Origin of the sequence: Streptomyces sp. NPDC051452, from assembly GCF_044454765.1 — a bacterium.
GTDB lineage: Bacteria > Actinomycetota > Actinomycetes > Streptomycetales > Streptomycetaceae > Streptomyces.
Genome location: NZ_JBITEB010000009.1, coordinates 266,755 through 278,391, shown reverse-complemented (window position 1 = coordinate 278,391; position 11,637 = coordinate 266,755). Strand labels below are relative to the sequence as shown.

At 69.5% G+C, this 11,637-nt stretch carries 9 protein-coding genes and 2 pseudogenes; 2 read left to right on the top strand and 9 right to left on the bottom strand.

Annotated features, from left to right (window positions below):
- Window positions 1-549: 549 nt before the first annotated feature.
- The 3 genes from ACIBA9_RS22555 to ACIBA9_RS22545 form a co-directional block, all read right to left on the bottom strand.
- Window positions 550-720: a hydrophobic protein gene (locus ACIBA9_RS22555; RefSeq protein ID WP_093682652.1), complete on the bottom strand. Its 171-nt coding sequence runs from the start codon at window positions 718-720 to the stop codon at window positions 550-552.
- A 179-nt stretch (window positions 721-899) separates the two neighbouring features.
- Complete coding sequence (locus ACIBA9_RS22550) at window positions 900-1,091, bottom strand: hypothetical protein (protein WP_399365523.1); 192 nt, start codon at window positions 1,089-1,091, stop codon at window positions 900-902.
- Between the two features lie 256 nt (window positions 1,092-1,347).
- The gene (locus ACIBA9_RS22545; protein ID WP_399365521.1) at window positions 1,348-1,974 is read right to left on the bottom strand and encodes a TetR/AcrR family transcriptional regulator; all 627 of its coding nucleotides are present in this window, start codon (window positions 1,972-1,974) and stop codon (window positions 1,348-1,350) included.
- 96 nt (window positions 1,975-2,070) lie between these two features.
- Here ACIBA9_RS22545 and ACIBA9_RS22540 point away from each other — a divergent pair, with 96 nt between their 5' ends.
- Window positions 2,071-3,321 carry an NADH:flavin oxidoreductase/NADH oxidase family protein gene (locus ACIBA9_RS22540; protein WP_399365519.1) on the top strand — a complete coding sequence of 417 codons (1,251 nt, stop codon included), beginning with the start codon at window positions 2,071-2,073 and terminating at the stop codon, window positions 3,319-3,321.
- Window positions 3,322-4,147: 826 nt separating this feature from the next.
- Here the strand turns inward: ACIBA9_RS22540 and ACIBA9_RS22535 are convergent.
- Window positions 4,148-5,110: a hypothetical protein gene (locus ACIBA9_RS22535; RefSeq protein WP_399365517.1), complete on the bottom strand. Its 963-nt coding sequence runs from the start codon at window positions 5,108-5,110 to the stop codon at window positions 4,148-4,150.
- A 253-nt stretch (window positions 5,111-5,363) separates the two neighbouring features.
- Here ACIBA9_RS22535 and ACIBA9_RS22530 point away from each other — a divergent pair, with 253 nt between their 5' ends.
- Window positions 5,364-5,594 (top strand): hypothetical protein, encoded by a 231-nt coding sequence (locus ACIBA9_RS22530; RefSeq protein WP_399365515.1) that lies wholly within the window; start codon window positions 5,364-5,366, stop codon window positions 5,592-5,594.
- 469 nt (window positions 5,595-6,063) lie between these two features.
- Here ACIBA9_RS22530 and ACIBA9_RS22525 read toward each other — a convergent pair.
- From ACIBA9_RS22525 to ACIBA9_RS22505, 5 genes and pseudogenes are all read right to left on the bottom strand, one after another.
- Window positions 6,064-6,386: pseudogene (locus tag ACIBA9_RS22525) on the bottom strand (IS5/IS1182 family transposase); the annotation flags it as partial.
- A 7-nt stretch (window positions 6,387-6,393) separates the two neighbouring features.
- Window positions 6,394-6,851 (bottom strand): annotated as a pseudogene (locus ACIBA9_RS22520) (GNAT family N-acetyltransferase).
- A gap of 198 nt (window positions 6,852-7,049) precedes the next feature.
- Window positions 7,050-7,487 (bottom strand): glutaredoxin domain-containing protein, encoded by a 438-nt coding sequence (locus ACIBA9_RS22515; RefSeq protein ID WP_399365597.1) that lies wholly within the window; start codon window positions 7,485-7,487, stop codon window positions 7,050-7,052.
- A gap of 88 nt (window positions 7,488-7,575) precedes the next feature.
- Entirely contained in the window at window positions 7,576-8,211 is a 636-nt protein-coding gene (locus ACIBA9_RS22510) for a BBE domain-containing protein (protein WP_399365513.1), read from the bottom strand.
- 33 nt (window positions 8,212-8,244) lie between these two features.
- Window positions 8,245-11,367, bottom strand: coding sequence for an FAD-binding protein (locus ACIBA9_RS22505; protein WP_399365511.1), 3,123 nt, complete (start codon window positions 11,365-11,367; stop codon window positions 8,245-8,247).
- Window positions 11,368-11,637: the final 270 nt, after the last annotated feature.

Genomic DNA, 11,637 nt, shown 5'->3' with positions numbered 1-11,637 from the left:
ATGTGGGCGTCGCCCGCCGACGTCCGCACCCGCCCCTCCACTACCGGACATCACGCAGTTCCCGGCGCGGCGACCTCAGCGCCTTGGAGGCACCCATCGCCTTCGCCGAATCCGACAGGTTCAGCAGGGTCGTCGCCCGGCTCGTGACCTTCCCGTCAGATCTGGCGGCATCTGACCGCCCCCGTGCGTCACATGGCGCGGTCACCGGCCGCGTCAGATGAGGAAGGCGGTGCGGCTGCCACTGAGCGAGTTGCCGTCTCCGAGCCCCCAGCCGTGCCCTGGCGGCCGAATTACGTGGCCAGCCGCCTGGCGGAGCCAGATGCAAGCCCGATACGCACCGGCCCCGCAGACAGGAGGAGCAGGGTTCCACTGCTGGGTCTGCGGGGCCCGTGCATGACCCACGTACCCTACGGTCCGTCCGATAAGCCCGATCACTCCCAACGGCCGCACAGATGGCTCTCTTTCACGCCAGTGGGGCCCGGCCATGTCGGCCGGGCCCCACTCATAGCTCGCGCGTGACGCATTCCTCGCGCCTGGTGTGGCTGTCGTCTACCAGCGGTACCAGCGGCCCTTGCGGCCACCACTGTCCGCCGTGCGGACGACGAATCCGAGCAGCCACACGATGAGCACGATCACCGCGATCCACCACAGCGCCTTCAGCGCGAAACCCGCACCGAAGAGGATCAGAGCCAGCAGAAGAACCAGAAGCAGGGGAACCATAGTTATCAACCTCCTGGCCATCAGATGCCCTTACATCAGGCCGACAAGCACACAAAGCGGGAGTTATTTCGAAGCCGGACGGGGCATATTCATGGGCTGCGCGCCATGCATCGTTCCCCCGGCCTCGCCCCTCACGCACCGCGCCACCTCCCCATCAATCTCGGTGGGCGGGCCGGTGGTCAGGGTGCGTCGCCCAAGTAGTGGAAGCGGCAGACGATCCCCGCGCCCGTTGTACGCGGCTCACCGGCGCCGGCGTCGTTCAGCGCGCGGCCACCGGGCCACCGCGACAGCTCGGCAGCCAGGGCGACACCGCCCTCGACTTCCTTCCCCGTCCATCCGGTGATGTCCGGCAGCAGACCGTCCAACGTCATCTGCTACGGCCACGATCTGGCTGGTTACCTCGACCGCGAGTTCGGCGAGGTCGACGAGGACGCGCCTCGGGCTCCGCAGGCGCCCGCGTAAGTGCTCTGGCCGCCTCCACAGCCTCCTCGTCGGAGGTGGGACGCACCCCGAAGGCCGGATGCCAACTGCCATGAGTGACATGGCTCAGCACTTCTCGTACCGGCCGCCCCAGCCGATGGCGCAGGTCAGCTTGAGAAGCGCTCGCCGCGAGCCGTGCGCCCACAACTACCGCTGACCTGAACCGTCACCCGCCCGGTCGGCTGCCGCGGGCGACAGCGCCGGGGACACCGTGAACAGTGCGCGCACGGCGTTGCGTACCTGGGCGGCGACCACTTCGGGGGTGGAGGTGTCGAGTTTGCCGTCGAGGTGCAGGAACGCCAGGCCGTGGACCAGGGCCCACACCGTGGTCGAGAGAACTTCCGCGTCCGAGCCGGGGAAGGCGGCACGAACGATACCCCGGACGTATTCCGTGATCACCGCGGTCGCGGCCACCCGCTCCTCGCCGCTCGGGTCGCACGGTTCGGCGAACATCGCCCTGAAGAGGGCGGGATGCCCGAGTGCGAACTGCACGTAGACGACGGCGACCGCGGCCAGGTCGTCGGGGGTCGAGGGGGACGGGTGCGCCGAGGCGAGGGATGCGGCCAGCTCGCGGTAACCCTCCGCCGCGACCGCGGAGACGAGCGCGTCCCGGTCCGCGTAGTGGCGGTAGGGAGCCGTCGCCGACACCCCGGCTCGCCGCGCCACCGCCCTCAGTGACAGCCCGGCGCTGCCATCCTCCTCGAGCAGCTCCCGTGCGGCACGCAGACAGGCGGCCCGCAGATCGCCGTGATGGTACGCAGCCGCTTGCGACACAGCTCACACTCCCTCATGTTTGCAGCGCTAACATCGGGCGCCTAATGTAAACGGTGCATACATCGTAAACGATCGAAATGGAAGAGGGGAACTCGGATGTCCAGCGAGCTCTTTTCGCCGCTGCCCCTGCGCTCCGGGCAGGTTCTGCGCAACCGGATAGCGAAGGCGGCCATGGAGGAGAACATGGCCGGCGAGGGCCAGCTCCCCGACCAACGACTGCTGTCGCTGTACCGGCGTTGGGCCTCCGGCGGTACCGGGCTGCTGATCACCGGCAACGTCATGGTGCACGCCGAGGCGCTGACCGGCCCCGGAGGGGTGGTGCTCGACGAGCACGCGCCGCTGGAGCCGTTCACGGAATGGGCCAGGGCCGGGAAGAGCGGCGGTGGGGTGATCTGGATGCAGATCAACCACCCCGGCCGTCAAGTCCAGGCCGACATGCCCGGCGTCGCGTGGGGCCCGTCCGACGTCGCCGTCTCGCTCGGCAGGCACAGCAGCCGGTTCGGCCGTCCCGTCGCCATGACCGAAGAGCAGATCCAGGCCACCGTGACCCGGTACGCGATCACGGCCCGCCGCGCCGAGGAGGCCGGATTCGACGGCGTCGAGATCCACGCCGCGCACGGCTACCTGCTGTCGCAGTTCCTGTCCCCGCTGGTCAACACACGCACCGACGCGTGGGGCGGCTCGCTGGAGAACCGGGCCCGGATGCTGCTGGACATCGTCCGCGCCGTCCGTGCCACCGTTTCCCCGTCCTTCACGGTCGCGGTGAAGCTCAACTCCGCCGACTTCCAGCGCGGCGGCTTCGACGCCGACGACGCACGTCAGGTGATCGAGATGCTCGCACCGCTCGGCGTCGACCTGGTCGAACTGTCCGGCGGCAGCTACGAAAGTCCTGCGATGTCCGGCCGGCCCGCCGACTCACGCACCCAGGCACGCGAGGCGTACTTCCTCGACCTGGCCAGGGATCTGGTCAGGACCAGCCCACTCCCCCTGATGCTCACCGGCGGCATCACGCGCCGCGAGACCGCCGAGAAGGTCCTCGAAAGCGGCGTCGCGATCATCGGCATGGGTACCGCCCTCGCCGTCACCCCCGACCTGCCCGACCGCTGGCGCGACGGCCGCGAAGCCGACCACCGACTGCGACCGGTCACCTGGTCCGACAAGGCCCTCGCCTCCGCCGCCGGCATGGCCCAAGTCCGCCACCAGATGCGCCGCATCGCCCGCAACCGACGGATCACCCCCCACACCCATCCGGCAGTCGCCCTCATCTCAGAACAGCGCCAGCAGCGGCGCGCACTGCGCAGCTACCGCACCTGGCTCTCCGAGACGCGAGACACCGCCGGCAGGTGAACCAGCCCTCCCGTCGAGCGTGACCCGAGACCTGACCAGCGGATCCTCCTCCACCGGTCAGGTCTCGAGTCATGCTCGACGGCACCGTGCACGGCGTCCGCGCCGATCCGCCTGGCCCTCGTTGGCGAGGGACTGTCGCGACCAGGGCCTTGCCAAGTCAAGTCAAGCGAGGGCAAGTCAAGCCAGGCCAGCCGTCGCTGCACCGGGCATCCAGGCCGCGCAGGAACCGTGAAGCGCGGTTCAACCCCCGTGGGGCGTTCGGCGGACGGCCTCGGAGCCGGGCGCAGCGAGTGCGAGGACCCGCGCGGCGAGCCGGCACCTGGAGTGGGAATCGCGGCAGGCCCTGCAGGAGTTGAGCCAGGCCGCCATCGATGCTGCGCGCGCCGGGCTCGAGGCCAGTGTGATCGGACGGGAATACGGGAATGCACACGCGCGGCTGGCGCCCTCCCGCCGCCCCGGTATAGAGGCTCCGAGTCGGAAGAGGCCCCCGGCAAGCAGGCGTTGGCAAAGCTGCACTTGAGGCTGCCCAAGACCGAACGCCCGAAGTCGGATGACTCGCTCGCCCCGATCCCCGGACCACTGGCTGAGCTGACCGGAGGCACCACCCGCAAGTACCTGGGCAACCGCCCCGGCACCCCACCGACGCAGCATCCGGGCCACCGGACCACCACAAGATCGCCCGTGCAGTTGGGCGAACTGCGGCAGGCAGGCCGTTTGCCGTGGCCGCGGTGCATGCATTGTCGCCAGGCTGCGCCGCCGGGTGGGTGGCTGCCTTTGCAGGCGAGCGAACCGACCTCCGCGGCTCGACGAGCAGCAGGGCCGGCACTTATCGACAGCCCTGCGCGGAGGGTGTGTTTCTGGCGGAGGGACGGCCCGTCGGGGGCGTGGGTGAGGCGGAGGCGGAAGACCCGGTCGAGGCGGGGGACGACGTGGATTGCGAGTCGGGAGTCGGCTTCGACGCGGATTCTCCCGTCGGCAGATGCCAGCCGGTGGTAGTGGGAAAGCCGTCTGGCACGCGCCCCGCCTGTTCTCTCGCCGCCGCAACGAGCGGTTGGAAGCCGAGGTATTCCGCCGACACGGACAAGGCATGCGTGGTGTTCGAAGCCGAACGGCACGAACCGGTCCCCTTGTCGTAGAAGACCACCACACCCACCACGCTCGCGGAGACGGCCAGCACCACGGCGGCCGCCACGGTGGCACTACGGCGTGGCAACCTGCGACGGACACGAAGTAGTCGGGTGGAGGCCGCTTGGGCGGGCTCCGTCGTCTCGCGGTCGGTTCGCAGGCGTTCGGCTTGCTCCCTGGCGTGCTCCAGGAGTTCGTCGGCCTGCTGCTTCGCCGAGGCGGTCAGCCGGTCGGCGGCGGCCTCGGCATCCGCACGGATCCGGGCGGCTTCGCCCCGCGCGGCGCGGCGGAGTGCCTCTGCCTCCTTCTCGGCTTGGTCGAGGGTGGCTTTCACCGTCGTCTTCAAATGTCCCAGGGGATCCTGGGCCTGTCGCTGAAGGCTTCTGACATGCGTCCAGCGTGAGCGCCACTCAGCCCGCACGGCATCCAAGGATGCGGCGTCGTCGGTGCCGACGTGCGGCTCGAGACTCACCACCCGGACGAACTCCAGCAAAGCCTTCAGCTGAGGCAGACGTCTGCCCTTGAGGAACTCGGTGATACCGGCCTGACTCAGCTTCGGCTCACGTGACGCCTTGGCGATGTCCCGGTAGGACGGCGCACCGCAGGAGATGTGAAAGGCGTTCAGTTGATCCGCGAAATCGTGCAGTGCCTCCCAGTACGCCATGACGGCCTCATCGCCGCCGTTGCCCACCAACTCGGAGCCACCCTCTGCCACGAGCCCGTCCCCCTCTGTTGCGTCCCCTCACGCTAGAGCAGGCCCATGCCGAACATCCGTGGAATCGGGGAGAACGATCGGGAACGCCCCGCGGCGTTCAGCTCCGCACCCGTCGATCCCGCTGTTGACCTGCAACGAACGGGTCCATGCGAAGGCGATCAGGACCCTGTTGCCAGCCCCCGGCACGCGCTCTGCTTAAGGCATGGACGACACCGACGCCACCCTCCCCGCACCCGACACGCCACCCTCCAACGAGCCCCGCACGCCCGCACCCGTCCCGGCCAAGCCCGGCTACGCCATCCTCGACGGCACCGTCCTGCTCGCACTTCTGGGCACCTGCGCCGGCGTCTACTACACCGTCGGCAACATCGGCTTCTCCGCCATCGTCGGCGCAGCCGCCGGCCTCTACGGCACCTGGCGCAACCGACGATGACCCCCCACCACCGCCGCCATCGGACCGTCGCCTGCAAGAGCGAACCGGTTCCCGGGACTCTTCCCCCCTCCGCAACCCGCCAGCAGGACAGCAGTACGCCCGTGTGCCCCTCCGGTGTCAGCGGCCGGCCTTGGAAGGGCCCATCCGACCCAGCCGCGAACCGCCGACCGCCGCCGCCCTTTGCTCGACACCCGGCCCGGCCTCACTCAGTTCCGCGACCCCGTCCAACGACCACATCGTCCGGCCGGCCGCCCGCGTCGTGCTCACATCTGCCGATCACGCTGGGCGCGCCCTCACGCGCGGTCTCGATCATGACCGTGCCGAAGTCGGCGCGGCCGCTGCAGATCGTGGTTCACGCACCTATACACAGGAGCAACCAGGGGTCAGCCTCCCCCATGACTGAACCCACGACTGAGCCCAGGACTGGCGCCATGACGGGGCCGCCGAGCGTGCGCACCCGGTCCACACCCCCCTGCAGCGGCCGTCCGACCACGACGACGAGACGACTGTCGGCATCGACGACGACCTGATGGTTGGTCGAGTAGTCGAGTAGCGGGAGTTCTTCGACCGCTCGGCCAGCGGGGCGAGCTGGCGCAGCGTCACGTTTGCGCGTCAGCATGCCGTGACCGCCAGGACCCGGCCCCCCAACGGCAGGCTCCATGGACGTCCTCGCCGCGCCTTGTCAGCGATCTCGCGGCGCACCATGTTCACCGACTTGCCGAGACAGCGTGGGCTCAGCCCGGTAAACAGTGCTGTCCAAGACGCCTTCGACGCCGTGATCACACCAGCCACAGCGAGATCATTCCACCGTGACTGATCCCTCCAACCGGAGATCGAGCCACGGGATCGTCTCACCTGGCAAAACGTACTCGTCGAACACGACGAACCCGCGCTGCTGTGCGAAGCGGAGACCGTGCTTGTTCGATGCCAACACCACGGTCTCGATGACCTCGGCTCCGAGATCCTTCGCCTGCGCGAGGCCACGCGCATACAACTCTGAACCAAAGCCCTGGCCGCGGTGGTCGGGCAGGACACGGGCGATGAGGTTGCCGCCGCCGTCTCATTCGTGGGCGGGCGCACTGTCGTGCAGCCGATGAGGGTGTCGTCGAGATAGGCAACTTCCATGACGTTGTGCCCAGAACGCTCCCGCACCTCTTCAAGAGACCGGTAGTGCGTTGGGATGACGAGGTTGTGGACGTGCTGCCAGTCGTGGACCGTGGCATCGCCGTCCACCTTTTCGATGCGAAGGCGGGACATGGGCCCAGCAAACCCACAGGTGACGATCCTCGTCAACGATCAATCAGGGTATGGCTCCAGCGCGAGGACAGCTCGTGTCCGCTCGGAGCGAGGGACAGCTCCCCACTTGCAGATCATTTACGGGACAGCCCTTGGCTTGTCTTCCAACCTCGGTGCGCCTGGGCCTGCGGGCGCCTCCCTGGTAGGTCGTCGTTCTGATCACGTGGAAGGGGAGAGCTGTTCGCGCACCCATTCGGGATCGGGGTTGGTGTGTGGCTGGCCTGCCACGACGACGGTCGGCACGGTCTCGTTGCCGTCGTTGGCTGCTCTCACCGCTGCGGCTGCTGCCGGGTCGCGCCAGATGTTGACCCAGTGCAGCTGGTGGGCGCTGCGGCCCAGCCGGATGCGCAGTCGTATGCAGTACTTGCAGCCCGGCCGCCAGAAAACGACCGGGCGGCCGTCGACCGCGCTCTGGCGTTGCGCCTCGTGCGCACTGATCGGCCTCGGGAAGATCAGGGGTGAGTTCACGCCGGCGAGCGCCAGGAACGCCAGCAGGAGTGCTGCGGCTGTGCCGGGGCTCCCGTCGAAGATCTGCCCGGTCGCGACGGCTGAGCCGCTGAGCACAAGCAGTACTGGCAGGATCCAAGCACGCATCATGGTGACGCAGGCTATCAATGACGGGAAAACAACCAGACGCCCCGAGAGGATCATCGAGCGCGACGTCCTCAGAGGTTGAAAGACAAGCTCAGCACCCCGTCGGTTCGGGAGTGACTGCTTGGGGGAAGGCGAAGAGCTGCTCGGGGTCGCAGGCGGCCTTGACGCGTTGCATTCTGGGGTAGTTCGCGCCGTGGTAGGCCATCGCCCAGTCGGTGAGTTCGGGATCCATTCCGTTGGTGTAACCGCCGGTCCCGAGGTGAGGCTGCATGGTGGCGTGGATGTCGCGCAGCCACGTGAGTCTGCGGTCGACGTGCGCGCGGTCGGTGAGCTGGTGCCAGTAGGAGTGGTACTGGACCACGCCGACGGCCGATCGGTGCGGGAAGGCGGTCGCGCCCGGGGGCCGGTCGTTGACCGCGCCGCCGAGGGCGTCGATGAGCAGGCCACTGGCCCCACCTACTCCGGTGAAATGGTGCAACAGCTCGAGTCCGGCGGCCATGTCGGCCGCTGTCGCCAGGCTGAGAGGTTCGCGCACGATGTGCGACTTGGCGGCGAAAGCGACTCGGGGTCCCCAGGTGCCACCGCCCCAGCGGTCGGCTTCGCTGGCGGCCCGTGTGTAGTCGCAGGGGACGAGCACCCGGCCGGTCTCGGACCGGCCCACCGCGGCGGCCAGCCGGTTGAGGACCGGATCGAGGTCGCCGGGTGTGCCGATGAAGGTGCCGGTCACGGTGGGCAGGGAGGGCAGGCCGGAGTCACTGAGTCACTCAAAAGCGCTGCACACCGTACGGGGTGTGGTCGGGTCGGCGTTCCAGGCCGTCCAGCCCTGGATCACGGCCGCCGTCGTCGTGACGGGCCAGGTGAGCATGAACCGGGTGTAGCTGAGGTCGCGGATGTCCTCGGTGGCGAACTGCAGTTGCGTGACGACCCCGAAGTTGCCTCCGCCTCCCCCGCACAGGGCCCAGAACAGGTCGTCGTCCGGAGACGGGGAGTCGGGGTGCACGCGGCGGATGTGGCCGTCGGCGGTGACGAACTCGATTTCGGTCAGGCGGTCGCAGGCCAGGCCCCACGCTCGGGTGAATGCGCTCAGTCCGCCGCCGAGGGTGACCCCAGCGAGGCCGATGGTGGGGCAGCGGCCGAGCGGAAGTCCGGCTCCTGCTGCGGCCAGTGCCAGGTGGGCCTGCCCGCCCTTGACGCCGGCTCCGAACAGCGCCCGCCCGCCGCCGACGGCGGTGGTGCTGAGGGAGCTGGTGTCGAGCACGAGTCCGGGGCCGGTGGAGTATCCGGCGTAGCTGTGCCCGCCCGAGCGCAGCGCCAGCGGAACCCGGCTCGTCCGGGCGAAGTTCACGCATTCGACGACGTCGTGGGCGTCGGCCGGGTAGGCGATGGCCTGGGGGCGGATGTCGTCGAAACGCTGGTTGACCAGGAGCCGGGCGTGTTCGTAGGCGGCCTGCTCCGGTGTGAGCAGCACACCGCGCAGGCCCGTTTGCAGAGCCGACCAGTTCACCTTGGATGCGCTGGGCGTGCGGCTTGCCGGGATGGCGGGGATCCGGGCACTGCGCAGAGCGGACAGGGTGTGGATGTCGGTGAGCACCGGGTAGTCGAACGGCAGCGGCCGCGGGCCGACCTGGTCGGGTGGCGAGGTGAAACCGCCGTCAGCGTCCTGCTGCGCAAGCAGGTAGGTGATGGGCCGGCCGGCGGAGAGCGGGTCGCCGTGCCGTGCCAGGACGGAGACGGCCTGGGCGGTGGACAGGACGTCGCTGGGGTCGTCGGGGAGCTGCCCGAAGCCGCCGTCGAGGTGCTGCGTCTTGACCAGGCGCGCCACTGAGCGGGAGGTCGCGGCGGCGATCCGGGCAGCGAGTTCCGAGCAGGCTGGCGGGATGGCGTGCAGTGCGTCCAGTGCGCGCAGGATGGCGCTGGACTCGCTGACCGTCCAGCTGCGCTCGAAGGTGCCGTCGGCACGCTGCGCGTCGAGAACGAACTCGAGTGCACCGGTAAGGAGCCGCTCGTGCTGGAGAGCGTTGGGAGCCAGGGCGAGGATGGCGCCGGCGGTCATGTCCAGATCCGGTGCGTCGCCGCGCACCCAGGTGGGGAAGGCACCGTCGGGGCCGGCGATGTCGGTCAGGTACCTGGTCGCCCGCTGAAGCGCCTCATGGTGGCGGGTGGGGTCGGCTGCGTGAAGGAACTCCATGCAGCGGGTGGTGGTGTCCACGTCCGTCTGCTGCATGCCGGTGGCAAACGGCCAGCCCCCGTCCGGGGCCTGCCAGGCCGCCACGAGATCGGCCATCCGGGCCACGAACGGCGCCAAGGTGTCCTCACCGGTGAAGGCGAGGCCCGCCACAGCGGTCAGCCACAGGTCCTGGCTGTCCAGGAACGGCACACCGCCGTCGGCGTTGATGGCCAGGCACAGCCGCAGCACGCCGTCGTCGAGGACCTGGGCTTCGGGCCTGAAGGTGCGCAACGCGTGCAGGCCGAGCAGGTGGGTGGTGGCGCTGGCCTCCCACAGCACCCTGTTGCGACTCAGGGACATCAGCGACAGCAGGCGGTCGCGTTCGGTGTCGGTGACCGCGTGCGGGCGGCCGCAGGCGTGGGCGTGGATGATCCGGGTCGACAACACGTGCACGTCGGTGAACGTGGTGATGCCCTCCGGTCCGGCCGGTGCGGGAGCGTCCTCGAAGTCCAGGGGCGAACCGCACAGCAGGTGCAGCACCGTGGCCAGCATGACGGCTTTGAGTCGCCCGCGGCCCGACGTTCCGTGGTTCACCGCCATCGGCAGATCGGCAGCCGCCTCCAGGGCACGGGCGGTCATGCCTGCCGGGTCCAGGCAGGCGTCGATCAGCAGGGCGTCCAGCCGGCTCGCGCCGGGCCGGCGCCTCTTCAGGTACTCGGTGAGCCGGTCCTGCTCGCCCGGTTCAACACCCAGGGCGCGCAGCAGGGCCATCAGCAGTGCGGATTCCAGCACGCGGCTGCCGCACCGGTCGTCCACGCTGCCGTCGGCGTCTACGGCGACGGCCAGGTGCTGGGCGAGCCCGCGCACCCCCCGCTCGTGGTGGTCGGCAGTCAGGCCCGCTCCTGTCGGGTTGCGGTGGGTTTCCCGCTGCCAGGCAAGGGATCCGTCCCGCACTCGGCGGATCGGCGCCGTCCGGTCGCCGTGCGCCGCGCGGTCGAAGTCGTCCATGCGCTCGGCCAGCATGTTCCGCGCCAGTAACGCTGCCCTGGAACGGCTGCACCGGTGATGGCGGGCCAGCACACCGACGAGGTTCTCCGTACCCTCCCGCAGTTCCCGCGGCGCCGAGCGCAGGTCGTTCGTCCAGGCCACAATGTCCGCCGCCGCGTCCCGCAACCCATCCAGCTCACCGGCCGCGGGCAGGGCCCGCTCCACCACGGCGAGAGTCGGCAGCACAGTGATCGTGCGCCGGCGCAACGCCAGGTAGTCCTCCAGCCCGAGCCGTTCACCGGCGGCACGCAGCCGCACCTCGGTACAGGTGGCCTCGGCGAAGTCTTGGTACAGCGCGAGGAAACGCTGCCTCCACCCTGGCCGGGCCGCGATCCGGGTACGCTGCCACAAGTCGGCGAGTGCGTGCACCGCAGGCATTGCCGAAGCCGGATATGTGGTCCCGTCGCCGTCCGCGAGCACGTCGAGCAGCTGGTCCAGCACGGTCCGGACCCGCTGCGGTGACTGGCCGTGCCGATCGAATTCGTCGTCGACCGCTGCGATGAAGGCACCCCACTGTGCCAGCAGCCCCTGCTCCGCCGGGCTTGCCTCGGGGGCCAGCCAACCGGCCATGCGACCGTGCCCCATCCGCGCCAGCCGCCGCGTCTCCTCCCCGCCGGCGACGAGGTTGTGCCGCAACACCCAGGCCCGGGCCCGGCGTTCCGCATCCACCCACCCTAGACTGCATGACGTAATCACATGAGCGCTCAGTGTAAGCATCGGATGAGAAGCTACCGGAGCGGGGCAATCCGACAACCTCACCCGGCGAATCGCCAGGGGCGGCCAGAGGCGAACTCGACCACCAAAGCACGTCCCCACGCGCCCCGTCTGCCCCCACAAGGCCCAGAAACAGTGCCCGCGAGAAGGGTTTCCCGGCCGTCCGAGTCCCGCAAGGAACCGCGACGGTGTCCGAGCAGAGACAGCTAGCTCGCACCTTCCCGC

Bases quoted from the DNA above. Each gene is read 5' to 3' on its own strand.
- ACIBA9_RS22555 (WP_093682652.1), bottom strand. From the start codon at position 720: ATGGTTCCCCTGCTTCTGGTTCTTCTGCTGGCTCTGATCCTCTTCGGT.
- ACIBA9_RS22550 (WP_399365523.1), bottom strand. From the start codon at position 1,091: ATGACGTTGGACGGTCTGCTGCCGGACATCACCGGATGGACGGGGAAG.
- ACIBA9_RS22540 (WP_399365519.1), top strand. From the start codon at position 2,071: ATGTCCAGCGAGCTCTTTTCGCCGCTGCCCCTGCGCTCCGGGCAGGTT.
- ACIBA9_RS22535 (WP_399365517.1), bottom strand. From the start codon at position 5,110: ATGGCGTACTGGGAGGCACTGCACGATTTCGCGGATCAACTGAACGCC.
- ACIBA9_RS22530 (WP_399365515.1), top strand. From the start codon at position 5,364: ATGGACGACACCGACGCCACCCTCCCCGCACCCGACACGCCACCCTCC.
- ACIBA9_RS22515 (WP_399365597.1), bottom strand. From the start codon at position 7,487: ATGATGCGTGCTTGGATCCTGCCAGTACTGCTTGTGCTCAGCGGCTCA.